This is a genomic window from Undibacterium sp. Ji83W (genome assembly GCF_049340385.1).
Taxonomy (GTDB): domain Bacteria; phylum Pseudomonadota; class Gammaproteobacteria; order Burkholderiales; family Burkholderiaceae_D; genus Undibacterium.
Genome location: NZ_JBMPOZ010000010.1, coordinates 125089 through 150449 on the forward strand (window position 1 = coordinate 125089; position 25361 = coordinate 150449).

Here is a 25361-nt window from a genome sequence, read left to right on the forward strand (position 1 = left end):
GTGGATGGACGTAGTTGATCAGGAATCAGGGACTAAGCGCTTTCGCGTTCCAGCATTTCACATTGCAATAGATTCAGTCTTTGTACCTTGTCACCGGCCTCTACTTCACCCAGGCTTTGCAAGATGCGCAGGGCAGCAATTTCACCTATCTCTTTTGCAGGAGGGCGTATGGTAGTCAGACTGGGCAAGAGCATGGACGACATCGCATAGTCACCAAAACCCACAATGGCGCATTGTTCAGGCATACGTATGCCCGCTCTTTGTCCTGCCAGTATGGCCGAGGCTGCCAGGTTGTCATTGGCAAAAATGATGGCTTCGGCAGCATTGTGTTTGCGCGTGGCCAATGCTTCCATCGCTTGCTTGCCTGCGTCAAAAGGTGTGGCAGCCGTCGGTAAAAAGAACCATGGCTCCAGCCCTGCTTCGCGCATGATGCTGGCATAGCCATCGCGTCTGTCTATCGCGCTCTCATCACCGGCAACGCTGTTTTGTACAAAAGCGATGCGCTTGTAGCCCTTCTTGAGCAGATAACGTGCGGCCTGCTTGCCTACTTCTTCATGTGAAAAACCCACCTGCATGTATTTGCGGCGCGGCTGGTAATCCCAGGTTTCTACTACAGGGATATTTGCGGCATTGAGTAACTGCATAGTGCCCTTGGTATGGTATTGCCCAGTCACTACCAGTGCAGCGGGTGACCAGCCCAGGAAAGTCCGCACAGCAGCCTCTTCCTGCTCGATAGAAAAATAACTGGATGCCAGCAACAACTGATAGCCATGCGCAGTCAGCACATCGCTAAAGCTTTGTATGGTGTGCGCAAAAATTGGTCCCGAGATATTAGGAATGACCATGCCTACGATACGCGCATGCGCAGACTTGAGCCCGCCTGCGGCCAGGTTAGGCAGGTAGTTCAGGCTTTTCACTGCGACGGCTATGCGCTGGCTGAGCGCAGCCGACACTAGCGCAGGCTGTTTGAAATAGCGCGACACCGTAATGGAACCCACCCCGGCAGCCCGCGCCACATCATGAATAGTCGCCCGGCCAGAGCCGCGACCCTGGCGTACTTTATTTTCTTTATTCATCTCTGCATATTTCCAAAAGACATATCGATGATTGTTTTAATTCTTTGACGAGATGCACAGGCATCACAGAAACTAAATAAGTGGTATCGATACCATCGAATTCTAACAGCGACTGTTACATGAACAAAGTTGCATTTAATTCGATGCTTATTACCAATTCAACTAAGCACCTAAAAATAGTTTTGTTCAAAAGGAAGCGTATGAAAGTCAATGCAAAAAACAAATTGTCGCAACAGCGACGCTATCAACAATTGGGCATAGTGCTGGCGGGTGCTACTCTGAGCATGAGCACGGTTGCTGCGGAAGAAAGCAGCCTGCGTCCTTCGGCCGATGAACAGGCGACGCTGCCATCAGTCACCGTCACGGCAACCAGGCGCGAAGCTTCTTTACGTTCAGTGCCAGTAGCTATTTCTGTCTTGAATGGTGACTTGCTGGAACAGGCAAACCGCAACAGCATAGACAGCATCGTCGCTGAATTGCCGAGTGTGAATTTTCGCCAGCAAGGTGGCAATAAAGACTCGACGATTTTTGTGCGCGGCATAGGCACCATCTCCACTTCTCCGGGTGTTGAACCTACGGTTTCTACCGTGGTGGATGGCGTGGTATATGCCCGCCCTGGCCAGGCGACGCTGGACCTCCTTGATATTGACCGCATAGAAGTATTGCGCGGCCCACAAGGCACGCTGTTTGGTAAAAATGCGTCTTCAGGTGTGTTCAATATACTCAGCCGCAAACCTTCTAAAGAAACCTCAGGTTTCATTGACGCCTCTTATTTTGAAGGCAATGAAAAACGCCTGCGTGCAGGCATCTCCGGCACACTGGCCCCCAATTTATTGAGTGCATCATTCACTGCGCTGGACAGCTCCTATGAAGGCAATGTCGATAACCTGAGTACGCAAAAGAAGGTGAATGGCTATGACCGCAAGGGTGCGCGCGCCAAGTTTCTGCTGACGCCAAACAATGACCTGGACATCAGCGTGATTGCCGACTATTTACGTTCGACCAGTTCACCCACCTATGTCGTGCTGCAATCCACCAATGCCCCGCTGCTACAGGCAATTTCACCGGTCAGGCCGGGACTGGATAATCGCCAGGTTGTCTATGATTTGCCGAATGCGATCACTGATTTCAATAAAGGTTTATCAGCACAGGTGGATTGGCGCAATCAGGGCTATACCTGGACATCGATTACAGCGGCAAGACAGTGGGACAATGAACAACGCACCACGACCTCTGCGATAGGCAATAGTGCAGATGTCACACGTATCAATGCGGCCTTCCCGGCTACGCGCGATATAGGTACTTTGCACTACAGCCAGTTCTCACAGGAATTGCGGCTGGCCTCACCTAAAGATGCCGCCTTTGAATATGTGGCTGGTGCCTACTACCTGCATGGCAAGGATGAAGAAACTTATCAGCGCATCGTGACTACCCCACCAAGCGCCATCAATTACGGCTATGCGCCCTACAGCGTAAAGACGGATAGTTATTCCCTGTTTGGCGAAAGTAATTATAAATTCAGCCCGGATTGGAAACTCCTGGCTGGCCTGCGCTGGACGCGGGATGAAGTGGCCTATGAACATGCGCGCATATCTACCCAGACTGTTGCCTTCCCGGGTGTGCAACCCGCAACCGCAAATGCTGGTTCCACCACAGAAAGCGCGTTCTCAGGCCGCATAGGCGTGCAATTTGATATCAGCAAAAGCATCAGCAGTTATGCGACCTTGTCACGCGGCTACAAAGGGCCGGCGTATAACGTATTTTTCAATATGCTCAGCCGCGACACACTGGCCTTGAAGCCAGAGCTGTCAGATTCATTTGAAGTAGGCATCAAGGCCTTGCTGCTGGACCGCAAACTCAGCTTTAATGTTGCGGCTTTCCAGACTAACTATTCCAATTACCAGGCCAATTTCTATGACACCGTCGCAGGTGCCGTTGTCACGCGTCTTATTAATGCTGGTGACGTATCTACCCGTGGTGTGGAACTGGAAGTGGAAGCCAGGCCAATACCGCGCCTGAACCTGAGCGCATCACTGGCCTATATTGATGCACGCATAGACCAGTTCAATTGCCCTGCCGCTGCCGCAGCTTCCTGCAACCTGAATGGCCAGACCTTGCCGTTTTCGCCTAAGTGGAAATCTTTTGCCCGCGCCAGTTACGCCATACCGCTTAACAATGGTTTGCAGGTGGATGTAGCAAGCGACTTTAGCTGGCAAAGCAAGGTGCAGTATGATTTGTTCCAATCCACGACCACCATACAGGACAGCGTAGGTTTATGGAATGCCAGCGTGGCATTGTCGGCACCAGACAATGGATGGCGGCTGGCCCTGATCGCCAAAAACCTGGGTGACAAATCTTATGCGACCAATCTGGTGAATGGCACCAACACAGTGACGCGCTCAGTACCGCGTGATGACCAGCGCTATTTTGGCGTCAATCTCAGGAAGGACTTCTGAGCTCATGGCGACACGTCAATTAAAACTGGGCGCATTCCTGCTGCATAACGGCCATCATGTGGCGGCCTGGCGGCATCCACAAGCTGACAATGGCAGCAATCCATTTGCGCTGTACAAAAAACTGGCGCAGACTGCCGAGCGTGCCTGCTTCGACGCAGTATTTTTTGCCGACAGTGTTGCCCTGAGTAGTGGAGTCGGTGGCCTGGAACCATTGACGCTGCTGTCAGCACTTGCCGCTGCGACTGAACATATCGGCCTCATAGGCACGGCCACCACTACCTATAACGAGCCATATCACGTTGCCCGCAAATTTGCCTCGCTGGACCGCATCTCTGGAGGTCGTGCAGGCTGGAATCTGGTGACCTCGGACAATGCCAGCGAAGCCGCCAATTTTGGTCGCAGTGAGCATGTTGCACATGGTGAGCGCTATGCCAGGGCCAGAGAATTTCATCAGGTAGTGCAAGGCTTGTGGAATAGCTGGGAAGACGACGCCATTCTGAGTGATAAAGAAAATGGCATACAGTTCAACAAGGAAAAACTGCATGCACTGAATCACCGGGGCGATTATTTCTCGGTGGCTGGCCCCTTGAATGTCAGCCGCAGCCCGCAAGGCCACCCCATCGTCGTGCAGGCAGGTGGCTCGGAAGCGGGTAAAAACCTGGCGGCAGAAACTGCGGATGTGGTGTTTACCGCCCACCCCAATCTGGCATCTGCCCAGGCCTTTTACCGTGACTTGAAAAGCCGGGTAGTCCAGGCAGGCCGCCAGGCCTATAGTCTGAAAATCATGCCTGGCCTGTTCCCCGTCGTTGGAAAAACCCTGGAAGAGGCACAGGAAAAATTCCAGGCATTGCAAGACCTGGTAGTACCCAAGGATGGCCTGGCGTTATTGGGCCGCATGATAGGCAATTTTGATTTGTCGCCCTATCCGCTGGATGAACCATTGCCAGAATTACCCTTGACGGACAATGGCCAGCAAAGCAGGCAAAAATTACTGACCCAGTTGGCACAAGGCGAAAACCTCAGCATACGTGAACTGTATCTGCGCATCGCAGGTGGTCGTGGTCACTTTACGCTGATAGGCACACCCGAGACGATTGCCGACCAGATCCAGCTATGGTTTGAAAATGAAGCTGCTGACGGCTTCAATATCATGCCGCCGTATTTGCCAGGTGGCTTCGATGATTTTGCTGAACTGGTGGTACCTGAATTGCAAAAGCGCGGTTTATTCAGAAGCAGCTATGAGGGCAATACCTTGCGAGAAAACCTGGGCCTGGCTTTCCCAAAGAACAGATAATGACATCATCCCTCATTATCATCTGGAGTATGCTGACCACTTCGTCAGCATCTTTCTTTATCAAAAAATCCTTGTGAAAGCCGGTGATGCCATCAAAAAAACTGTACATACTCTTCGCTGCCTGTACGCTGCTCTCACCATTATGGGTAAGCGCGCAAGACAATCGTATTGACCAGATACGGCCAGATGCGCCTGAGCTGGCTGCCTATGGTCAGTACAAAGTCGGTATCACCAGCCTGAACCTGAGCAACCCCAGGCAGCTGGATATCATCAATAGCAAGGCTGGCGCTGAGCCTGTGTATTACGACAGGCCATTGACGGTAGAGGTCTGGTATCCGGCCACATTAAAGGCGCAACAAGCGGCAGGCGGCAAATACCAGACTTACCTGCGCGATGGCAAGACCGAGATCAACCTCAGTGGCCAGGCAGTGCGCGATGCAGTACCGGATGCGCAGCACGGCCCCTACCCTCTGCTGATCGTCTCGCATGGTTACCCCGGCAACCGCTTCCTGCTCAGTCATCTGACAGAAAACCTGGCCAGCAAAGGCTATGTTGTGGTGGCGATTGATCATACTGACAGCACTTACAGTGACCTCAAGGCTTTTTCCAGCACCTTGCTGAACCGCTCACTAGATCAGTTGTTTGTACTGAACCAGATGGCAGCCCTGAATAAGTATGATGCCACAGGCAGGTTTACTGGTCTCGTCAATGCTGACAATACCGGCCTGATCGGTTATTCCATGGGTGGCTATGGCGTCGTCAATACCATAGGCGGCGGGCTCACTGAAGCCAGTGTCAACGCCGCCTTCGTGCCAGACAAGGCGCTGGCGATACGCCAGGCAGGCAATGCCAGCTATCTTGCGTCACAGGACAAACGCATCAAGGCAGCAGTTGCATTTGCCCCCTGGGGCTGGAATGCGGGCTTGTGGGATGCCGCAGGTTTATCCTCCATACGCACGCCCATCTTCTTTATCGCGGGCAGTGCTGACGATGTATCAGGCTATGCTCCAGGCGTGCGTAATATCTATGAAAACAGCATCAATACCCAACGCTATTTACTAACCTATGAAAACGCCAACCACAACGCAGGTGCCCCCATACCAGCACCAAAAGAATCATGGTCAGCCATCGCTGGGCTAAAGAAAATACCTGCAGAAAGCTATATAGATGCTGTCTGGGACAACACCAGGATGAACAATATCTCACAACACTTTGTGACTGCCTTCCTCGCCAGATATCTTAAAAACGACAGCAGCATGGATGCCTACCTGAACCTGACAGAAAATGCCCGCGACGGTAAATGGAGTGCGCAAGAAAGTGGTGAGCCAAAACTAGATCACACTTACTGGAAGGGCTTTCCTGCGCGCAGTGCGGTAGGCTTGAGGCTGGAAAATAAGCCTGCAGCGCCAGCAGTTAAATGAAACTTATTTCATGCACGGACTTAATACATGGTAATGGGTACAGACAAGCAAGAATTTATCTCCCTAAATGCCATCGACAAATATGCATTGCAGCTGTCGGGCAGTCTAAAAACCACAACTGTCAAAAAAACGATGATGCAGCTTAAAACAATCACCAGGATCTCAAGAACTGGACTTTGAAAGACCTGTGACCAGATGACGATCTTCATCATGAAATGGGAGATGGATCAATTCACAGAGTCAATTCGATGAACAATCGCATAGTTCAGAATACATGAATGTGAGAACTGAACTCATGCCTGGCAGGCCTCGCGGTATTTGTCTTAATGCGTTTGGCTTCATACATGGCTTCGTCTGCCAATTTAAGCAGGGTATTTGCGTCACTGGTATTTTCTTCTGCCAAGGCGATACCAATACTGACGTCAACAATCACGTCTGCGTCGCCAATACTGATAGGGCGGATGATTTCCTTACGCATACGTTCTGCGATCATGCCAGCTTCGGTGATATCGGCGTCTGGTGCAAGCAGGGCAAATTCATCGCCACCAAGACGGCACAAAACATCCGTTTCTCTTTTAATGGCATTCAGGCGCTCCCCAATCGCACGCAAGACAATGTCACCAGCCTGATGACCATAAGTATCATTGATAGGTTTGAACTGATCCAGATCAAGCACCAGCACGGCGAATTGTCTATTCGGATGACGTTTTAACCTGGCGAAACTGGCTTTCAGTTCTTCGTTAAAACGCCATCGATTTGCCAGCCCGGTTAAATCATCGTGCGAAGCCAGATACAGGGTACGTTCATCACGTTGACGCTGTTCGGTAACATCACGCGCAACGGCATACAGAAAATTTGAACCAGGTATGGGCGCTGGCGTAGTCCAGTTCAACCAGCGATAACCACCATCTTTGTGCTGGTAACGATTATCAAAACTGATGGTGTCTATGCCCATGCGCAGTTTTTCTACTTCTTGCTGGGTCTTTTCAAGATCTTCCGGATGCACCAGTTCAAGAAAGCTACGCGATAATAATTCTTCTTGCGTATACCCCAGGGTACGTTCAAACGCCCGGTTAACTTTATGAAAGTATCCGCTGGTGGTAGCAATGCACAGCATATCAAGTGACAGACTGAAGAAGGCTTCGCGCTCTTCAACTATTTGCTGTACCAGCTCCAAACCATGCTTCAAAGAGTCTGTCAGGCGGTGATGGTGCTCGGCTTCCTTTTTAAGTGAAGACACCAGCTTATCCATTGATTCCAGACTTTCAGCGCGTGTTCGCAAGGTTTCCACCAGTTCGCGCAGAGAGGTTTCGTCTATTTGATGACGTTCAACTTGAACCATGGGCACGCTCTCTTTTTAAAGTCTCAACAGTTTATATTTAGCCATTTTTTGCTCGTGCTGATACTTTCACATAAGCTTTTTTAAGGTCTTTCCAGATTTATAGCGTAGTGTGCTTATGACCGCAATAGCAAGTTCGCCATAGCGGATGCAGTTACAGACAAGGAAAGAGCCGATTGGCCTGGCCAACCGCCTATGTTATAAAAATTCTGTTGCTCATTTTTATAAGATTACTGCGGCCTGACAGACAGCGCGCTATTTATGAACGTGAATTTTGATGGCTTATTGATCATCAAAGCGGCTTCTCAATAAAATCCCAGTTTGAGCTGCAGATCAACATATCAAGTGTTAGCCATTGTTAATTTAATGGATGTACATGTGGAATTTACCTCGAAGAGAGATTCCTGATGCCACCATTTGCAGCTTACTTCCCGTATTTACCCCAGCCATCGGCATTCTTCACCAGTATTTTCTTAGGTGCTGGGTGCACTGCGCGTGGCTGGCGCGGACGTATCAAGGCGATGTTGAGTGGATCACACCCGGTCGAGCATGTGTGGCCGGGTGACTTGAGTAACCCAGTTAAGTACTGCCTCCACGCGCGGGGCTATGTGCCTGCGATGAGGCAGGAGTAAGGAAACCTGTAGTGGCGGTGGTCTGAATTCGGGCAGCACCTCAATCAACTCACCACTGTCGATCAGGCGCTGGCATGTCGGGGCGGACATCTGCATGATTCCCAGTCCCTTAAGGCAGGCCATCTGCAAGATAGTGCCACCGTTGACAACGAGTGCACTCTGCATTGGCACCATGCGGACCGCATTGTCGTGCGCGTATCGAAAAACAGCATCTTCATTGCGTAAGTTGTTTGCATAATGAATGATGCGGTGGTGGGCAAGATCCCCTGGCAAAAGCGGCACACCGTACTGCCGAAGATATGCCGGGCTGGCCAGATTGCACATCTTCATCATTCCAATTGTCCGTGCCACCAAATCTGAATCCGGCAGTGGGCCTATCCTGACCAGGCAGTCCACACCCTCCCGCACTATGTCGACCCAGCGATCGTTAATACTGATCCCAAGCTCAAGCTGTGGATGTGTGACGAGTAGTTCTGGCAACTTTGGCAGCACCAGTTCCTGAGCGAACAAGCCGGGCATGTCGATGCGTACATTGCCGCGCAAATCTCCGGCAATGGGGCGGAACATGCCGTGCAACTGGTCGGCGTCCACCAGCAGTTCCTTACAACGCTCAAGAAAGATTTCGCCGTCGGGTGTGAGCCGGACAGTACGCGTGGTGCGTTGGAGTAACCGGCTACCAACTTCTGATTCCAGTAGCTGAATGATAGTTGATACCCGGCCTTTCGCCATGTTGAGATGTTCCGCTGCCTTGGTAAAGCTGGCTAATTCGGCGACGCGGCAAAAAATCCTCAAATCATTCAAATCCATGGGCAATTGTTCTTCCAGGAGAAACATTAAGTTAATTTCAGACTACTTTATCTGCTGTTCGTGGAACTGTAAAGTCTTCATACCCAATCAACGTTAGGAGAACTTTATGAATATGGCTACAAAACCAAACCGTATCGCCCTTATCACCGGTGGCAGCCGCGGACTTGGACGCAGCAGTGCCTTGAGTCTGGCTGCACGTGGCGTCGATGTCATCATCACCTACCTCAGCAGCCCGGACGAAGCGGCGGCCGTGGTCAAGCAGATTGAAAGCATGGGGCGTCGCGCCGCGGCCTTACGCCTTGATGTTGGCACTGCCAGCACATTTGCCGATTTTGCCAGTGATGTGAAGAAAACTCTACAAAACACATGGCAGCGCGAACGTCTTGACTACCTCGTCAACAATGCGGGTTCTGGTGTGTATGCGCCCATTGCCGACACGACCGAACAAGAGTTCGACCTGATGATCAACATTCACCTGAAGGGAACATTCTTTCTGACACAAAAGATGCTCCCACTGATTGAGGATGGCGGACGTATCCTCAATACTTCATCTGGCTTGACTCGTTTTACGTTCAGCGGCTACGCTGCCTATGCTGCAGCAAAAGGTGGTATAGAAGTGTTGACACGCTTTATGGCCAAGGAATTGGGTGCACGCAACATCAGCGTTAATGCGATCGCGCCTGGGGGAACAGAAACAGACTTTGGTGGTGGTGCGCTACGCGACAACGCTGAGCTCAATAAGCAATTCGCTGGCATGACAGCTTTGGGCCGCAATGGGCTTCCTGATGACATTGGTGGTGTAGTCGCCGCACTACTTTCCGAAGGCACTGGCTGGATCAATGGGCAGCGCATAGAAGCTTCCGGCGGCGCGTTGCTCTGACAAACCGACCCGAATACTTTCGATTCGTTGACCTACTCCCTGAACCAGAACAAGGTGTTGCAGCTCGCAACACCTCACCTCAATCTCAGGAAGACCTCCGTAAAGACCCAGGCGGCTGGCGACTACCGAATGATGTTGGGCGCTTTTGAGCTTTACAAAAAGTCCCGACGAAGCTTAATTGAACTGACTGAAGTCTGGCTTCCTCTTCTGGAAGAAAGCCATGAACGCCTCCTTAGCTTCTGGCGCGTTCAGCATCGCTGAGAAGTACTTGTTTTCTTCTGTCATCTTGGCACTGATGGCGGCGGGTTGGTTGCCTTTCATCAGGCGCTTGGTGGCACGTATGGAGGCGGCTGGCAGTGCTGCCAGTTTGGCTGCCTGTTGCTGCGCGTAGGGCAGTAAAGCTTCCAGTGGCAAGACTTTATTGACGAAGCCTATTTCAAATGCTTCAGCGGCAGTGAAAGCTTCGCCCAGCATGAGTTTTTCTGCGGCGCGTTGATAGCCAACGATTTGCTGGAATATCATGCTGGAGGCAAACTCTGGGCACAGGCCAAGCTGGGTGAAAGGCATCGACAATTTGGCATTCTCGGCCAGATAAATCATGTCGCAATGCATGAGCAGCGTGGTGCCTATGCCGACTGCTGCACCTGAGACGGCGGCAATCACAGGTTTGCCAGACTCGTTCAGAGCCTGCATGAATTGATAGACGGGTGGTACAGCGTCTGGCTCGGCCAGACTGCGGGCGTTTTTCATGAAGTCTTCAAGATCATTACCGGCGGTAAAAATTTCTGGCTTGCCGGTGATGAGGATGGCGCGTACTGTCACATCTGTTTCTGCATCGCGCAGTGCATCTGCCATGGCCTGATACATGGCCTGGGTGATGGCGTTTTTCTTTTCTGGACGATTGAAGTTGATCGTCAAAATTCCGTCTTCTTTGTGGGTCAGGATATCCATTGTTGTCGTCTCTTAATTGTCAGGTATTAATCAGGTATTGATCAGGTAGATTGTGGTGCAGTGTTCAGCCATTGTAAGGCTTGCTGCCAAAGTGTGTTGCGGAACTGTGGGCGGAAAAAGCCGAAATGGCCTATACGCCTGGCATCGACGTCTTTGGGATTGATGTAACGGCGTTCAACCCTGGCATTGCTGTAGTAATCGTGCATGCTGTCTATGCTGCGGCGGCTCATCATTTCATCGTCGGTAAAGCTCATGCAGAGTATGGGCTTGTGGATTTTATGGTGGCCGGTTTGCATGGGGCTGCCGTCCTTCTCCACAAAATATTCAGGGCTGCGGCACCAGCGTGACCATTGATAAATCACACCCTTGGGCAGGTCACCGACCTTGCGCATTTTTTTACCGGGGAAGTAACCCCAGATGCGGGTGTACAAAGGCACGAGGAAATACCACATGAGCCAGACAAAGCGTTTCAGTTGAGGTGAATTATCGCGCCAGTAGCCGCTACCGCAGCCTACGGTCAGCATGCCATCAATGAGATGGTTGTCAGGTACCAGGCCAGGCAATTGCCCGCCTAGCGAGTGGCCGACGATGAGCAGGGGTACAGCGGGTTGCCATTCTTTTGCTGTCTTGAGAGCGGCATTGTAGTCACGCTCTGCCCAGACCAGGATGTCGGCATCGAAGCCGCGTAATGAATTGCGGTATTGCTCGGGTATCGATTCACCCATGCCGCGGTAATCAAAACTCAGTACGGCAATACCATTCTCTGCCAAAAATTCGGCAAAGGGTTCGTAGAAATTCTGCTTCACGCCCATGGCCGCTGGCATGACGACGACTGATTTTATTGTGCTTGCGGGTGTGAATTTTTTTGCTGTCAGCGCCGTGCCGTCAGCAGTGATAATTTGTACCGTCTCCATCATGACTCCTTCAAACTCAGCTCATTAAAAAAAACCGCGCAGAAAATACAGTCTGCGCGGTTGTTTTTGTTCAGGCAAGCAGCTTACATGCGTTCAAAAATACCTGCTGCGCCCATACCTGTACCTACGCACATAGTGACCATGCCGTATTTGAGGTTGTTGCGATGCAGGGCATGGATAGTCGTTGCAGAACGGATCGCGCCAGTTGCACCCAGTGGGTGGCCCAGGGCAATCGCGCCGCCCATAGGGTTGACCTTGGATGGGTCCAGGCCCAGGTCTTGTACTACGGCCAGGGATTGTGCTGCAAAGGCTTCATTCAATTCAAACCAGTCGATCTGGTCTTGCGTGATGCCAGCGGCACGGCATGCTGCCGGGATAGCTTCTTTAGGACCGATACCCATGATTTCTGGTGGTACGCCACGTACTGCGAAGGAAGCGAAACGTGCCAGTGGTGTCAGGTTGAATTCTCTCAGGATTTTTTCGCTGACGAGGATCAGCGCGCCAGCACCGTCAGAAGTTTGCGAACTGTTACCTGCAGTAACGCTGCCTTTGGCGGCGAATACAGGTTTCAGTTTTGCCAGGCCTTCGATGGAGGTATCTGGACGTGCGCCTTCGTCACGGCTGACGGTGCGGGTTTTCAGTTCGATTTCGCCGGTTGCCAGGTTAGGCACGCGGTCGATGATATCGACAGAAGTTGTCTCAGCATCAAAGTAGCCAGCGTTTTGCGCAGCAATGGCACGTTGGTGCGATTGCAGGGCAAATGCATCTTGCGCTTCACGTGATACTTTCCATTGCTGGGCCACTTTTTCTGCTGTCAGACCCATGCCGTAGGCCATGCCGACATTTTCGTCTTTCAGGATATCCATGTTCATCGATGGATTATTACCCATCATAGGCACCATGGACATGGATTCGACACCACCAGCGATCATCACGTCAGCCTGACCAACGCGGATGCGGTCTGCCGCCATCGCAACGGCAGTAATACCGGATGCGCAATAACGGTTGATGGTGACGCCACCGATGCTGTTAGGCAAACCTGCCAGCAAGATGCCCATGCGCGCCAGGTTCAGGCCTTGCGGGCCTTCAGGGAAAGAGCAACCAATGATCGCATCTTCAGCCAGCTTAGGGTCAAGATTAGGTACTTGCGCAAAAGCAGATTGCAGTACACGCACCAGCAAGTCATCAGGGCGGGTGTTACGGAACATGCCACGACCAGATTTGCCGATCGGGGTACGGGTAGCAGAGACGATGTAGGCGTCTTGGAGTTGTTTAGTCATGTTAATGTACCTCGATTAGTTACGGACTGGCTTGCCAGTTTGCATCATGCCCATAATGCGCTCTTGTGTTTTTGGATGATTCAGCAATTCCATAAACGCTTTGCGCTCCATGTCGAGCAACCATTGTTCGCTGACCAGGCTGCCATTATCGATGTCACCACCGCTGACCACTTCAGCAATCATTTTGCCCAGTTTGAAATCATGTGCAGAAATGAAACCGCCATCACGCATATTGATCAGTTGTGCAGCGATCGTGGCGATGCCATGACGGCCAGTAACTGGTACCAGTTTGCGCATAGGTGCGCGGTAACCGGCATCAAACATGGCGCGTGCTTCAACTTTCGCAACGTGCAGCAATTCGTAAGGGTTGAAAACGATGACGTCATCCGCAGACAAATAGCCCATCTTCTGTGCTTCCAGCGCAGATTTGGAGACGGCGGCTGTCGCTGCATTGGTGAAGTAGTTTTTCAGGAATTGCAGCAAATCAGTGCCTTTCGCATCTGCCGCTGCACGTACTGCTGCTTCTTTCAAACCACCACCGCCAGGTACCAGGCCTACACCCACTTCAACCAGGCCGATGTAAGACTCGATGGATGCCACGCGCTTGGCTGTGTGCATCATCAATTCGCAACCACCACCCAGTGCCAGGCCAGAAACGGCAGCCACTACAGGGATGTTTGCATACTTCAAGGCCTGATGCGCATTTTGCAAGCGGGAGATTGCTGGCTCAATGGCTTTCACACCACCGGACATGAACAAAGGCAGCATGGCTTGCAAGTCAGCGCCAGCAGAGAAGGCACCGCCGTCAGCTGCATCTGCACTCCAGATCACCAGACCCTTGAAGTTTTTCTCGGCTTCAGCAATGGCTTTTTCCATGCCTTCGATGACGCCTGGGCCAATCACGTGCATCTTGGTTTTCAATGACAGAACCAGAACGTCGTCATTCTGATGCCAGATACGGACGGAATCATCTTCAAAGAAAGTCGTACCAGCAGTTGCGCCAGTTGCCGCGCCTGTGCCCAGTACCGGCGCACGGAATGCCTGACGGTCATATACAGCCAATGTGGAACGTGGCACGAATTTGCCACTTGCTGGTGACCAGGAGCCTTCGACTGTGTGGACGCCCGCATTTTCTGCAACCTGGCCATCAAATACCCAGGCTGGCAGCGGTGCATTGCACAATGCCTTACCTGCATCGATATCTTCTTTGACCCAGCCAGCGACTTCTTGCCAGCCAGATGCCTGCCATGTTTCGAACGGACCCACATTCCAGCCAAAGCCCCAGCGCATCGCGAAGTCGATGTCGCGTGCATTGTCAGCAATCGTTGCGCCATGCACAGCGATGTAATGGAAGGCATCACGGAAAATCGCCCACAGGAACTGTGCCTGTACATTGGTCGATTCACGCAGGGTCTTCATTTTCTTGACCGGGTCTTTTTCTTTGAGCATGCGGGCGACAACGTCGTCAGCCTTGGCACCGCCAGTCACATATTGTGCGGTAGCGAAGTCCAGACGCTGGATGTCCTTGCCGACTTTTTTGTAGAAACCGGCACCGGATTTTTGACCCAGGGCACCTGCAGCGACCAGTTTGGCCAGCACTTCAGGTGTTTTGTAGGCAGCGAAGAAAGGATCATCAGACAGATTGTCTTGCATGGTCTTGATGACATGGCCCATGGTATCGAGACCAACCACGTCAGCTGTACGGAAAGTGCCGGAAGAAGCACGGCCCAGTTTTTTGCCTGTCAGGTCATCGACGACATCGACAGTCAGGCCAAATTTTTCTGCTTCATAAATCGTTGCCAGCATGCCGAAGATACCGACGCGGTTGGCGATGAAGTTAGGCGTATCTTTAGCGCGGACTACGCCTTTACCCAGTGTCGTTGTCAGGAAGCCTTCGAGCTGGTCGATGATTTCTGGACGAGTCGCAACGGTAGGTATCAATTCCACCAGGTGCATATAGCGTGGTGGGTTGAAAAAGTGCACGCCACAAAAACGGGCTTTCAGTTCTGCATCAAAACCGTCGGACAAGGCAGTGATGGACAGGCCGGAAGTGTTGGAGGCGAAAATCGCATTTGGTGCAATATGCGGGGATACTTTTTTGTACAGATCATGTTTCCAGTCCATGCGTTCTGCAATGGCTTCAATGATCAGGTCGCAACCGGCCAGCACATCGAGGTTGTCTTCGTAGTTAGCGACTTCGATCAGGGCTGCGTCATCCTTGTTGCCCAGTGGCGCAGGATTGAGCTTTTTCAGGTTCTCGATAGCGCGCAGGACGATGCCGTTTTTCGGGCCTTCCTTGGCTGGCAGATCAAACAGGACGACAGGCACTTTTGCATTGATGCAGTGGGCAGCAATTTGCGCACCCATTACGCCAGCGCCCAGAACGGCGACTTTTTTAACGATGAAATTGGTCATTTTTAACCTCAAGAGTTTCGCGCCAGCCCATCCACATGGGATGGCGCGAATGTTTGATTAGAACAAGTCAGCTTCGAGTGACAACAGGTTGGCAGATCCAGAACGTGCCTGGCGAATCAGCATCGCTGTTTCCGGGTACAGGCGGGCAAAGTAGAAACGTGCTGTTGCCAGTTTGGAGACATAGAATTTGTCACCGGAATCTTGTTTTTCAAGAGCGATCTTTGCCATTTGTGCAAAGAAATAGCTGTAGACCAGATGACCAACTACGCGCAGGTAAGGTACGGCAGCAGCGCCAACTTCGTCCGGGTTCTGGAAGGCTTTCATGCCGATTTCCATCGTCAGCTTGGTGACTTTGTCGCCCAGATCAGCCAGTGGCGTGATGAATTCTGCCAGTGCTTCGTTAGTGCCATTGGCTTCAACAAAAGCCTGTACCTTGGCACCAAACTTGCGCAGTTTTGCACCGTTGTCCATCAGGATTTTACGACCCAGCAAATCCAGGGACTGGATCGTGTTCGTGCCTTCGTAGATCATGTTGATGCGGGCATCACGTACATACTGCTCCATACCCCATTCAGCGATGAAGCCATGGCCACCGTAGACTTGCAGGCATTCAGAAGTTGCAGTCCATGCATTGTCGGTAATGAAGGCTTTGATGACTGGTGTCAGCAAGGCGACTTCGTCAGCACAATCTTTGCGGACTTGTTCATCAGGGTGATTGAATTCTTTATCCAGTTGCAGGGCAACGTAAGAACAGAATGCACGCGCACCTTCAGCATAGGCTTTTGCTGTGAACAACATGCGGCGTACGTCAGCGTGAACGATGATAGGGTCAGCCGGCTTGTCCGGTGCCTTGGGGCCAGACAGGCTGCGCATCTGGATACGGTCTTTAGCGTAGACCAGGGCATTTTGGTAGGCGACTTCTGTCAAACCTAGACCTTGCATGCCCACGCCCAGGCGTGCAGCATTCATGAACACGAACATCGCATTCAAACCCTTGTTAGGGCCACCGATGAGCCAGCCAGTTGCGCCGTCCAGGTTCATCTGGCAAGTGGAATTGCCATGGATGCCCATTTTTTCTTCGATCGCGCCGCAGAAAATAGGATTGCGTTCACCGATACTGCCATCTGCATTCGACAGGAATTTAGGAACGATGAAGAGGGAAATACCTTTCGATCCTTCTGGTGCACCTGGCAAACGTGCCAGTACCAGATGAATGATATTCTCAGCCATATCATGTTCACCGGCGGAGATGAAAATCTTTGCGCCTGTGATTTTGTAGCTGCCGTCAGCCTGAGGTTCTGCTTTGGAACGCAGCATGCCCAGATCAGTACCGCAATGTGGCTCGGTCAGGCACATGGTGCCAGTCCAGTCGCCAGAAATCAGCTTGGGCAGGTACAGGGATTTTTGTTCTGGTGTGCCATGCTCATGGATACATTCATAGGCACCATGGGACAAACCTGGGTACATGGACCAGGCCTGGTTCGATGAATTCAACATTTCATAGAAAGAATTGTTGACTACCAGTGGCAAGCCCTGGCCGCCGAATTCAGGGTCGCATGACAATGCAGGCCAGCCAGCTTCCACATATTGTTTGTAGGCTTCTTTAAAGCCTTTTGGTGTCGTGACAGTATGGTTGGTCTTGTCGTGGTGGCAGCCTTCGCGGTCACCGGAGTGGTTCAGTGGGAACAATACATTGGCAGTGAACTTGCCGCCTTCTTCCAAAATCTGGTTGATGATGTCGCCATCAACATCAGCGTGCTTGGGCAGCTGTTTCAATTCTTCTTCTACATTCAACAGCTCATGCAACACGAACTGCATATCACGCAATGGAGCGATATATTGACCCATGATTTTCTCCTGACGGCAAAGTTAAAACGGTAAATGTGGATGCTAAATTTTTTGCGGCGGTGTCTGTAAAAGCCTGTCAAAGCCTGTCAAAATCAGGCAGTGATATGCACCGGCGCGTAATACTCGATCATTCGTTCAAATCCAATCTCGGCACGGCCTACGCTGCCCGGCTTGCGCAAGAAACGCGCATCATGGTGCAAGGCTAATATCAGGCCATACATCTCATACACAATCTGTTCAGGTTCGACATCATCACGCAAATGGCCCAGTTGTATCGCCTGTGCTGCAGCGCGGTGCAAAGCACCCTGCCACGCGTGGACCATACCAACCAGTTCATCCCTGATAGGTCCTGCCCGGTCATCGTATTCGGCCGCACCGCTGATATAGATACAGCCAGACGCAATCTCTACCGTGACGCGCTTGACCCATAAGGCAAACATGGACTGCAAACGCGGCAGACCACGTTCTTCTTTCATGCTTGGATAAAACACCTCTTGCTCGAAATGATGGTGGTACAGCTTAAGCACTTCGATCTGTAAATCTTCACGCGAACCGAAATGGGCAAACACGCCAGACTTGCTCATGTTCATCTTGTCGGCCAGCAAACCTATGGTCAGCCCCTCAATGCCATCACGGCTGGCAGCGTCCAGGGCTACGTCCAGAATGGCGGCGCGGGTCAGTTCTCCCTTGCGCATGAATTTTGATGTCATATTCATATTACATTGATTGTGTTGAAAAGATTCATGTCTACAGTAGCGATGCCAAAAAGTGATGCAAACAAATGAATTTATCGAACGCTCGTACTATTATGCACAGCGCCTTAAAAGTCAAACCAGATTGCGTCTTTAGAGGAGAGTATCTATATCAGGACTTACGCAAAATTACCCCAGCTGCGTTACAGCGCCTCGCTGGGACAATTTTGCGTAAGTCCTGATTGCTCTGCCTCCTGTCTTTTCGTTTTTTTGTTTTCTGCTTAGTCTTGGCTCATTCCTGGCTTATTCCTGATTATGGGTCTGGTCCAGCTGTCTTCTGTCACGCTTGGTTGGTCTGGTTGTCAGCTTCGCTGTTGGTTCACGGAAATACTTCCTGTCTTCTGCCACTTTGGCGCGTTTTGCTGCGCTCTCTGCAGTTTCTTCATACATGGTCTGGGCGATGGTGGCCGAGCCACGGGTTTCCAGTATGCGCAATATCCTGACTTGCCACACCTGTTCAGCCTGCTGCACCTCGATCAGGTCGCCGACTTTGACATTATGCGCAGGCTTGACGCGCTGCTCGTTTTGCAAGGCGCGGCCCAATTCTATGGCATTGGTTGCCAGGCTGCGGGTTTTAAAGAATCTGGCTGCCCATAGCCATTTATCGATACGGGTGGTGTCACTCATGAAGGATGTCGCTTTTCTTTACCAAGTGTACGGACCAATTACTATCCAGTATGGCCCTAAAAAATACGTCCATTCTATTTTGATGCAATTTATGGCGGCTGTCAGTCAAATCCTAGGCATTTTCGCCCAATGTTTGTGCATACAACAAAGCGCGTCACGAAATTGGACTATGTTGCAGTGCGCATAGACAATAAACTGAACGACCGTACAATTCGGCAAAGTTTTGCATTAATTTATATACTTTCGCATGCTTGCCAATTTGGTCGGATCAGCTCATGAGCTCTGTTGAAGAACTAAGTGGAAAAAAGCGCGCAATCCTCATTGCCGCAGAGAAATGCTTTGCAGCGCAAAGCTACGAAGGCGTGTCCATACGCGACATCGCCCACGAAGCTGGCGTACCCATCGCTCTGATAGGTTATTACTTTGGCGCAAAAAATGAGTTGTATCACGCCATCTATGAACATCACAGCGGCTACATAGCCGAACGCCTGAATGGCTTGCGCCACGCACGCACACATAGTGCACCGGGTGTAGCACTGGATGCCATCATCGCTGCCTTTGTGATGCCGGTATTGAAACTCAATGAAAAAGCCGAAGGCGCTAACTTTTCACGCATGGTCATGCGTGGCGTGATTGACCAGCACGAAGCCAGCGATCGCATCACCCGTGAATTTTACGACCCCATGGCACGCGAATTCATCGCAGCACTGCACGATGCCCTACCCCATGCCACCGCAGACAGCGTCTACTGGAGTTATCAGTTCGCCCTTGGGGCATTGCTGCATCATGTGGTGGACACAAGGATAGAGCGCTTGTCTGATGGTCTGTGCCCTGCCCGCCAGGCTGACCTGGCCGCACCACATTTGCTGAAGTTCATTACGGAAGGTATACGCTCGACGACCAGCATCAATTAGGCGGCATCATTTCAGCAGGCGCGATTCAGAATACGCTCACCTCAAGCTGGATTCTTGCCCAGGAACTGGTGATCGGAAATGATGGCACCAGCTTCATCCAGCTGCAAAAAATCGAAACCGACAGAAACCGTCCTGCCATCGGCGTCCTGCATTTCCCACTGAAAGTACACACCACGATGATGGTTTTGTACTGCACCACAATGATGGAAACGATAGCCCGCCTGTTGCACCCATTTATGATAGGCGATGCTAACCCGCGCATCCAATTCTTCATAGCCTTGCACAGCCATTGATGGCGTGAAATGCCAGCCATTTTTTGCCCACAGGCGGCGGATACGGGCTTTGCGTTGCTCCTCATCCGGTTCATTCCAGACAGCGATATAATCTTCTGTCAGTGCGTTGATATTGAATTCGGTGTTCATATTTTTCCTTGGTTTTCATGTTGAGATGCAAAGCGTCTGCTTGCTAACCGACGATGACGACTTTACCTATATGCTGGCGTGACTCAAAGTGCTGATAGGCGAGCCTGGCCTCTTCCCATGCAAACACCTTGTCTATCCTGGGTCGCAATTGATGCAGCTCCAAGGCGCGATTCATTTCTTCAAAATCATTGCGACTACCGACAAAAACACGGCGGATATTGAGCAGCCCGGCAAAAATACGTGGATCGAGAGCATCACCCGCCTCGGCAGAAGAAGCCAGCGCAGCGATCAGGGTCAATTGGCAATCAAGCGCTGCGGAATTGATGGACTTGGGTAAAGTAGCAATACTGCCGGTTTCAACGATATGGTCCATGCCGCGTCCGGCAGTCAGTGCCCGGACTTGCTTGTCCCAATCGGGATGTTCCACATAGTTGACAACCTCGTGCGCGCCATGTTCTTTCAGCACAGCAGCTTTGCCTGCACTGGAGGTAATGGCGATCACGCGGGCACCGGCCATTCTGGCAAACTGTGTTGCGAACAGGGCTACTCCACCTGCTCCTATGGTGAGTACGGTTTCACCGGGAATAATGCGACGTGACCCATTCAGTGCTGACCAGGCAGTCAACGCGGCGCAGGGCAGGCAGGCGGCTTCTGCATAAGACAGGTGTTGCGGTGTCCGGACCAGACCTTGCTCATTGGCCAGCACATACTCTGCCAGCATGCCATCACGGGTGCAGCCATATTGTTCGGCGGCCTGCTCCATCGTCAGGCGGCCCGATTGCCATTGCGGAAAATAGCTGCCGGCAACCTTGTCGCCAATGGCAAACCGCTTCACCTTGCTCCCCACCGCAACAACTTCGCCAGCGCCATCACTGAGTGGCACGACGCCGGATACAGCGGGAAGCGGGTAACGCCCCTGCATGATCAGGGTATCGCGGAAATTCAAAGACCTCGCATGGACGCGAACCAATACCTCATAGTCGCCAGGCTCGGGGGTAGGCGTGTCGCGCAATACCAGACCGTCCATATTGCCAACGCTGCCCAGATGATAGGCTTGCATAACTCTCTCCAATACATAGTTTGATAAGGAAATTTGTGACATCGCGATAAGTGATATTCTAGTGAGCCTTAACTGCGCAAACTACGCAGGCAGTCCATGCTTAGTAGCAGATCGTCCAATTCATGGAAGCTGTTTTGCACATTCGTACAAACCGGGGGTGAGATGGATCCACTAGACGACGTATTTGCCGCCATGCGCGTGCAAAGCGCCATTTATGCCAAGCTGGAAACCATAGCGCCCTGGGGCCTGAGCCTGGCAGGCGGCAAAAGTGCCAGGTTTGGCCTGGTCGTCAAAGGCAGTTGCCTGTTCCAGATGGAAGATATGTCCGAGCCCATCATCATGCAGACAGGTGATTGCTATGTCATGGCTGGCGGTTTACCTTATGTCCTGTGCAGTAGCCTGGACAGCGCCAGGGTGAGCTGCACCCAGGCAGTGCGCGACAAGATAGGTGGTCTGGTGGAATTGGGCTCGGGTCAGGGTGAACGTGCCACCATCATCTGCGGCTGGTTTTCTTACGACCAGAGTTCTGCCCTGTCGTTGACCAGCCTGATACCTGGTGTATTGCATGTGCGTACAGACAGCCAGCGCAATGAGGCTTTACAAGCCAGCCTGCAAATCCTGGCGCTGGAGGCCACCAGCACTGATCTGGGTTCCAGCCTGGTAGTAAGCCGCCTGGCAGACATCATCTTTGTACAGGCCATACGCGCCCACATTGCTCATGCAGGCGCTGACGAGCTGGGCTGGTTTGCAGCATTGGCAGATAAAAAACTCGGTGCAGCCCTGCGCGCCATGCATCAGAATATGGCGCAGGCCTGGACAGTGGAAGCATTGGCACAAATAGCCCTGATGTCACGCTCTGCCTTTGCCCTGCGCTTTAAAGAAAAGGTCGGTGAAACGCCGCTGGAATACCTGACCAGATGGCGCATGTTCAAAGCCAGTTGCCTGTTGCGGCAAAACGATAAGTCCCTGGGTGAGATTGCCGACATGATAGGTTATGAATCCGACGAGGCGTTTAAACGTGCGTTCAAACGTGTCCATGGCATGCCCCCTGGGGAGTTTCGCCGTGCTGTTGCGCATTAGTTCCTCATGAAATACCAATGAGGGAAAATATACAAACGGCGAAATGAAGCTCAGACGCTGGTTATAATGGCGACTATGGAAGCTATCATTTTTATCGGACTACAAGCCAGCGGGAAATCCTCTTTTTACAAAGAGCATTTCTTCAACTCCCATCTGCGCATCAGCAATGACCTGCTCAAGACCAAATCAAGGGAAACGAAACTGCTGGAGTTGTGCTTTGAATCCAGTATGCCACTGCTCATAGACAACACCAATGTTACGAAAGCTGTGCGCCAACACTACATAGAAAAAATCAAGGCCAGGCATTATCGTCTGACTGCCTATTATTTCAAGACTGACCTGGAGCGCTCGCTCGCCTGGAATCAACAGCGCAAGGAAGTTGTTCCTCCCATCGGCATCTTCGCCACGCATAAAAAACTGGAACTACCCAGCTACGATGAAGGCTTTGATCAACTCTATTACGTCGATTTTATAGATGGCAAATTGACTGTCACTGATTGGAAAAAATGAAGTTTGATGAACTGGAAAAAATCATGCGCGGCTATGAAACAGCGCATGATGATTACGTCCCCACCGGAACGTATATGATTGCCCGCATCGATGGCCGCGGCTTTACCCGCCTGACCAAAGAAACCTGCACATTTGAAGCACCGTTTGACATCAGGTTCCGCGACCTGATGGTGGAAACCTGCAAGCATCTGATGAATTGCGGCTTCAAGGTCATCTATGCCTATAACCAGAGCGATGAGATTTCCTTATTGTTTGACTTGCATATCAATGCCTTTGGCCGCAAATTAAGAAAATACAATTCCCTGCTGGCGGGTGAAGCCTCAGCCAAATTCAGCTTGATGCTGGGCCAGGTTGCCGCTTTTGATTGCCGTATTTGCCAGTTGCCGACTCAAAACCTGGTCGTCGATTATTTTCGCTGGCGCAATGAAGATGCCAATAGAAATGCCTTGAACGCACATTGCTACTGGCAGCTCAGAAAAGAGGGCAAGTCACAAAATGAAACCACCAGCTGCATAGAAGGCAAGTCACTGGCGGAGAAAGAAGCTTTACTGCACAGCAGGGATATCAATTTCAAGACCCTGCCTCTATGGCAAAAACGCGGTACTGGCCTGTACATGGTCGAAGAACAGAAAGTCGGTTTTAATCCAAAAGAAAATAAAGAAGTTGTCAGTACAAGAAAAATCTTGAAGACAGACTATGAATTGCCGCAGGGGGACACATATAGTGAATTCTTGTGGCATCTTATAAGCAGCCAAAGTACTTGATCTTGCATCATCAAATTTATCAGGAAAAAAATGACTCAAGAATCCTATCAAGAGCAGATGAACTACTGGCTAGATTTGTGGAAAAAAGGGGAGCCTGTATTACCCCTTTTGATATCAGTATGTGAAGAAGGTATTGCAAAAACAGGTGAAACAAGTTTTTTCTCGAATGCTCCAATTGAGGTACAGGAGCGCATACTCGAAGATATCCAGCTCTTTCGACAACATGGGTCCAGGGTGTTTTTTATAGTGGGAGGAAACTTCTATCATGACAAAACCAAGGAAATGGAGAAAGTGATAGAGATACTTGAAACGGGCAACTTGATAGATAAAGAAGCCATTCAGGTATTGCCATTACCAAATGCCATAGAGGGCGTTACGTTCATTCATGGTGGAGAACTTTTGCAAGAAATACTGAACTATGATCCCAAACTAAGCGATTGCAGTTTTACAGAATTCTCAATACGACGAACTATCCCTCATTATTCTGCAAAGTACATAGCAGAATTTTCTATACTGTTCGAACACTTCGTGCGCAATTACCTAGACGAGGAAAAATTTGAACGGACATTGGTTTCACGATGGGCAGCGAGTTTTGCACTCACAGATGCAATTCAACAAGCAGCACAGCTGGAAAAAATATTTTTCCCTACAATGTCTATCGAGAAACAGAAAATTGGTAGCCGGAATTACTATGAAGTCAGGCTAAATGATTTCTTTGGTCATTCAACGGTTTTTCTTTGCAAGGAAATTGAACTTGTAAAATTAGAACGACTGGAAATCTCTGATGAGAACTGCTCAAGCGAATAAACAAACTGAGCTTCGGCTGTTACATTCAAGCACATCGAGTTCTGGTAAGCCGTAGTTCTGCTGCCTATGCCGAGCTCAAGTGAATATGTATCTAAATTAGAAGCCTCACTAAGAGCCATACTCCACAAAACAACACTCAAGACATCAGTGTATGCCTTGTGCACTACAAATTGTAGCAAGTGGACATATATAATAAGTCTCTATTGCAATTGCTAAGAACCGATGCCGACTGATCACAACGACAGCAATGCACAGCACATCCCCTTTCAGGCGTATGTGCTGGCACCCATGTTTGCGCCACTTACCTGGTTGCTTGCGGCTGTGGCGACAAATCTTTATGGCCGGGGACTGAGTCTGGCTGCATTTGGCATGAAGTTCTTGTTCATGCTGCTATTGCTGTCAGGTTCTTATGCATTGTGTACACCCTTGCTGCATATCTTGGCGGGGCTGGTGCGCAAGCCACAAAAAAGCAAATACGCAGGATTTATAGTTGCCGCAATCGCGGCACTGACACTGGGCGTGCTGTATGCGCAGCCCTGGTTTCAGGATGCTCGGCATTCAACGCAAAACCTCGTATATCTGGTATTCATACTGCTCACCAGCCTGGGCATGTTTGTGAGCCTGAAAAACCTGTTCTCGCCAGCAGATAGTAACAACTACCCCGTTAGTCTCGCATGGATGAGCAGGCAGCCCAGCGCTTGGGGTTTATTTTCACTATCCAAAGGAATTTTAGCCCTGCTCATCATTTGTTCGGCAAGTTATTTGAATTCACTGCCGCCCCTGAGTTTTAATTTCTCCAGTGTGTTTAACTTTTTATATAAACAGGGAAATTTTGCCGAAGAAGCTTTTACAGCATCTGTCTTTGACATCAATCCAGGACATTTTCTGGACTGGTGTTTTTACAGCGCTATCATACTGGCTGTAGCAGCGATGGCATCTGCGCTGCAGGCAAAAATACGCGGAGAGGATTCCTTGTATCATGCAACTGGCTGTATCTGTGGTGTGCTTGCTTTGGCTGTTTTTGACCCCAAGCTGGGCTTTATCGCAGGCCTTGCTTACAGTCTGGCTTCTTATAGTTTGGCATTAACAAAGAGGGAATAGAAGTTTATTCA

The 25361-nt window shown here is 50.8% G+C and carries 22 protein-coding genes; 10 read left to right on the plus strand and 12 right to left on the minus strand.

Annotation, left to right across the window (positions count from 1 at the left end):
* Window positions 1–32 precede the first annotated feature (32 nt).
* A complete protein-coding gene (locus ACO0LD_RS17480) occupies window positions 33–1076 on the minus strand; it encodes a LacI family DNA-binding transcriptional regulator (RefSeq protein ID WP_423009049.1) in 1044 nt (347 codons plus the stop codon).
* A gap of 200 nt (window positions 1077–1276) precedes the next feature.
* On the opposite strand from ACO0LD_RS17480, the gene ACO0LD_RS17485 reads away from it, so the two are divergent.
* The 3 genes from ACO0LD_RS17485 (at window position 1277) to ACO0LD_RS17495 (ending at window position 6247) form a co-directional block, all read left to right on the plus strand.
* Window positions 1277–3532, plus strand: coding sequence for a TonB-dependent receptor (locus ACO0LD_RS17485; protein WP_423009051.1), 2256 nt, complete (start codon window positions 1277–1279; stop codon window positions 3530–3532).
* A gap of 4 nt (window positions 3533–3536) precedes the next feature.
* On the plus strand, window positions 3537–4826 hold the full coding sequence (locus ACO0LD_RS17490; protein ID WP_423009053.1) for an LLM class flavin-dependent oxidoreductase: 1290 nt from the start codon (window positions 3537–3539) through the stop codon (window positions 4824–4826).
* Between the two features lie 86 nt (window positions 4827–4912).
* Window positions 4913–6247 carry an alpha/beta hydrolase family protein gene (locus tag ACO0LD_RS17495; protein WP_423009055.1) on the plus strand — a complete coding sequence of 445 codons (1335 nt, stop codon included), beginning with the start codon at window positions 4913–4915 and terminating at the stop codon, window positions 6245–6247.
* Window positions 6248–6512: 265 nt separating this feature from the next.
* On the opposite strand, the gene ACO0LD_RS17500 is transcribed toward ACO0LD_RS17495, so the two are convergent.
* Entirely contained in the window at window positions 6513–7589 is a 1077-nt protein-coding gene (locus tag ACO0LD_RS17500; RefSeq protein WP_423009057.1) for a diguanylate cyclase domain-containing protein, read from the minus strand.
* Window positions 7590–8119: 530 nt separating this feature from the next.
* Entirely contained in the window at window positions 8120–9052 is a 933-nt protein-coding gene (locus tag ACO0LD_RS17505; protein ID WP_423009059.1) for a LysR family transcriptional regulator, read from the minus strand.
* Window positions 9053–9131: 79 nt separating this feature from the next.
* Between ACO0LD_RS17505 and ACO0LD_RS17510 the strand changes: the two genes are divergently transcribed.
* Window positions 9132–9905, plus strand: a complete 774-nt coding sequence (locus tag ACO0LD_RS17510) for an SDR family oxidoreductase (protein WP_423009061.1) — start codon at window positions 9132–9134, stop codon at window positions 9903–9905.
* A 174-nt stretch (window positions 9906–10079) separates the two neighbouring features.
* Here ACO0LD_RS17510 and ACO0LD_RS17515 read toward each other — a convergent pair whose 3' ends face one another.
* The 7 genes from ACO0LD_RS17515 to ACO0LD_RS17545 form a co-directional block, all read right to left on the minus strand.
* On the minus strand, window positions 10080–10856 hold the full coding sequence (locus ACO0LD_RS17515; protein ID WP_423009063.1) for an enoyl-CoA hydratase: 777 nt from the start codon (window positions 10854–10856) through the stop codon (window positions 10080–10082).
* Window positions 10857–10897: 41 nt separating this feature from the next.
* Complete coding sequence (locus ACO0LD_RS17520) at window positions 10898–11773, minus strand: alpha/beta fold hydrolase (protein ID WP_423009065.1); 876 nt, start codon at window positions 11771–11773, stop codon at window positions 10898–10900.
* An 80-nt stretch (window positions 11774–11853) separates the two neighbouring features.
* Window positions 11854–13050, minus strand: a complete 1197-nt coding sequence (locus ACO0LD_RS17525) for an acetyl-CoA C-acyltransferase (protein WP_423009067.1) — start codon at window positions 13048–13050, stop codon at window positions 11854–11856.
* 15 nt (window positions 13051–13065) lie between these two features.
* A complete protein-coding gene (locus ACO0LD_RS17530; RefSeq protein WP_423009069.1) occupies window positions 13066–15465 on the minus strand; it encodes a 3-hydroxyacyl-CoA dehydrogenase/enoyl-CoA hydratase family protein in 2400 nt (799 codons plus the stop codon).
* Between the two features lie 57 nt (window positions 15466–15522).
* A complete protein-coding gene (locus ACO0LD_RS17535; protein ID WP_423009070.1) occupies window positions 15523–17313 on the minus strand; it encodes an acyl-CoA dehydrogenase C-terminal domain-containing protein in 1791 nt (596 codons plus the stop codon).
* A gap of 92 nt (window positions 17314–17405) precedes the next feature.
* Window positions 17406–18008: a TetR/AcrR family transcriptional regulator gene (locus tag ACO0LD_RS17540; protein WP_422941168.1), complete on the minus strand. Its 603-nt coding sequence runs from the start codon at window positions 18006–18008 to the stop codon at window positions 17406–17408.
* A gap of 300 nt (window positions 18009–18308) precedes the next feature.
* On the minus strand, window positions 18309–18692 hold the full coding sequence (locus ACO0LD_RS17545; RefSeq protein ID WP_423009072.1) for an RNA-binding S4 domain-containing protein: 384 nt from the start codon (window positions 18690–18692) through the stop codon (window positions 18309–18311).
* A 275-nt stretch (window positions 18693–18967) separates the two neighbouring features.
* Between ACO0LD_RS17545 and ACO0LD_RS17550 the strand changes: the two genes are divergently transcribed.
* A complete protein-coding gene (locus ACO0LD_RS17550) occupies window positions 18968–19606 on the plus strand; it encodes a TetR/AcrR family transcriptional regulator (protein ID WP_423009074.1) in 639 nt (212 codons plus the stop codon).
* Between the two features lie 41 nt (window positions 19607–19647).
* Here the strand turns inward: ACO0LD_RS17550 and ACO0LD_RS17555 are convergent, their stop codons facing one another.
* The gene (locus tag ACO0LD_RS17555) at window positions 19648–20028 is read right to left on the minus strand and encodes a hypothetical protein (RefSeq protein WP_423009075.1); all 381 of its coding nucleotides are present in this window, start codon (window positions 20026–20028) and stop codon (window positions 19648–19650) included.
* A gap of 43 nt (window positions 20029–20071) precedes the next feature.
* Window positions 20072–21088, minus strand: coding sequence for a zinc-dependent alcohol dehydrogenase family protein (locus ACO0LD_RS17560; RefSeq protein WP_423009077.1), 1017 nt, complete (start codon window positions 21086–21088; stop codon window positions 20072–20074).
* A gap of 162 nt (window positions 21089–21250) precedes the next feature.
* On the opposite strand from ACO0LD_RS17560, the gene ACO0LD_RS17565 reads away from it, so the two are divergent.
* The 5 genes from ACO0LD_RS17565 to ACO0LD_RS17585 all read left to right on the plus strand — a co-directional run bounded on the left by ACO0LD_RS17565 (window position 21251) and on the right by ACO0LD_RS17585 (window position 25350).
* The gene (locus ACO0LD_RS17565; RefSeq protein WP_423009079.1) at window positions 21251–22168 is read left to right on the plus strand and encodes a cupin domain-containing protein; all 918 of its coding nucleotides are present in this window, start codon (window positions 21251–21253) and stop codon (window positions 22166–22168) included.
* 75 nt (window positions 22169–22243) lie between these two features.
* On the plus strand, window positions 22244–22678 hold the full coding sequence (locus tag ACO0LD_RS17570) for an AAA family ATPase (protein WP_423009081.1): 435 nt from the start codon (window positions 22244–22246) through the stop codon (window positions 22676–22678).
* On the plus strand, window positions 22675–23442 hold the full coding sequence (locus ACO0LD_RS17575) for a tRNA(His) guanylyltransferase Thg1 family protein (RefSeq protein ID WP_423009083.1): 768 nt from the start codon (window positions 22675–22677) through the stop codon (window positions 23440–23442). Before ACO0LD_RS17570 ends, ACO0LD_RS17575 begins: the two co-directional genes overlap by 4 nt.
* Before the next feature lie 30 nt (window positions 23443–23472).
* The gene (locus ACO0LD_RS17580) at window positions 23473–24249 is read left to right on the plus strand and encodes a hypothetical protein (RefSeq protein WP_423009085.1); all 777 of its coding nucleotides are present in this window, start codon (window positions 23473–23475) and stop codon (window positions 24247–24249) included.
* A gap of 222 nt (window positions 24250–24471) precedes the next feature.
* Window positions 24472–25350, plus strand: coding sequence for a hypothetical protein (locus ACO0LD_RS17585; protein ID WP_423009087.1), 879 nt, complete (start codon window positions 24472–24474; stop codon window positions 25348–25350).
* Window positions 25351–25361 lie beyond the last annotated feature (11 nt).

What these genes read in the sequence shown, in the direction of transcription:
- ACO0LD_RS17480 (WP_423009049.1), bottom strand. Translation starts at nt 1,076, where the DNA reads ATGAATAAAGAAAATAAAGTACGCCAGGGTCGCGGCTCTGGCCGGGCG.
- ACO0LD_RS17485 (WP_423009051.1), top strand. Translation starts at nt 1,277, where the DNA reads ATGAAAGTCAATGCAAAAAACAAATTGTCGCAACAGCGACGCTATCAA.
- ACO0LD_RS17490 (WP_423009053.1), top strand. Translation starts at nt 3,537, where the DNA reads ATGGCGACACGTCAATTAAAACTGGGCGCATTCCTGCTGCATAACGGC.
- ACO0LD_RS17495 (WP_423009055.1), top strand. Translation starts at nt 4,913, where the DNA reads ATGCCATCAAAAAAACTGTACATACTCTTCGCTGCCTGTACGCTGCTC.
- ACO0LD_RS17500 (WP_423009057.1), bottom strand. Translation starts at nt 7,589, where the DNA reads ATGGTTCAAGTTGAACGTCATCAAATAGACGAAACCTCTCTGCGCGAA.
- ACO0LD_RS17505 (WP_423009059.1), bottom strand. Translation starts at nt 9,052, where the DNA reads ATGTTTCTCCTGGAAGAACAATTGCCCATGGATTTGAATGATTTGAGG.
- ACO0LD_RS17510 (WP_423009061.1), top strand. Translation starts at nt 9,132, where the DNA reads ATGAATATGGCTACAAAACCAAACCGTATCGCCCTTATCACCGGTGGC.
- ACO0LD_RS17515 (WP_423009063.1), bottom strand. Translation starts at nt 10,856, where the DNA reads ATGGATATCCTGACCCACAAAGAAGACGGAATTTTGACGATCAACTTC.
- ACO0LD_RS17520 (WP_423009065.1), bottom strand. Translation starts at nt 11,773, where the DNA reads ATGATGGAGACGGTACAAATTATCACTGCTGACGGCACGGCGCTGACA.
- ACO0LD_RS17525 (WP_423009067.1), bottom strand. Translation starts at nt 13,050, where the DNA reads ATGACTAAACAACTCCAAGACGCCTACATCGTCTCTGCTACCCGTACC.
- ACO0LD_RS17530 (WP_423009069.1), bottom strand. Translation starts at nt 15,465, where the DNA reads ATGACCAATTTCATCGTTAAAAAAGTCGCCGTTCTGGGCGCTGGCGTA.
- ACO0LD_RS17535 (WP_423009070.1), bottom strand. Translation starts at nt 17,313, where the DNA reads ATGGGTCAATATATCGCTCCATTGCGTGATATGCAGTTCGTGTTGCAT.
- ACO0LD_RS17540 (WP_422941168.1), bottom strand. Translation starts at nt 18,008, where the DNA reads ATGCGCAAGGGAGAACTGACCCGCGCCGCCATTCTGGACGTAGCCCTG.
- ACO0LD_RS17545 (WP_423009072.1), bottom strand. Translation starts at nt 18,692, where the DNA reads ATGAGTGACACCACCCGTATCGATAAATGGCTATGGGCAGCCAGATTC.
- ACO0LD_RS17550 (WP_423009074.1), top strand. Translation starts at nt 18,968, where the DNA reads ATGAGCTCTGTTGAAGAACTAAGTGGAAAAAAGCGCGCAATCCTCATT.
- ACO0LD_RS17555 (WP_423009075.1), bottom strand. Translation starts at nt 20,028, where the DNA reads ATGAACACCGAATTCAATATCAACGCACTGACAGAAGATTATATCGCT.
- ACO0LD_RS17560 (WP_423009077.1), bottom strand. Translation starts at nt 21,088, where the DNA reads ATGCAAGCCTATCATCTGGGCAGCGTTGGCAATATGGACGGTCTGGTA.
- ACO0LD_RS17565 (WP_423009079.1), top strand. Translation starts at nt 21,251, where the DNA reads ATGGATCCACTAGACGACGTATTTGCCGCCATGCGCGTGCAAAGCGCC.
- ACO0LD_RS17570 (WP_423009081.1), top strand. Translation starts at nt 22,244, where the DNA reads ATGGAAGCTATCATTTTTATCGGACTACAAGCCAGCGGGAAATCCTCT.
- ACO0LD_RS17575 (WP_423009083.1), top strand. Translation starts at nt 22,675, where the DNA reads ATGAAGTTTGATGAACTGGAAAAAATCATGCGCGGCTATGAAACAGCG.
- ACO0LD_RS17580 (WP_423009085.1), top strand. Translation starts at nt 23,473, where the DNA reads ATGACTCAAGAATCCTATCAAGAGCAGATGAACTACTGGCTAGATTTG.
- ACO0LD_RS17585 (WP_423009087.1), top strand. Translation starts at nt 24,472, where the DNA reads ATGCCGACTGATCACAACGACAGCAATGCACAGCACATCCCCTTTCAG.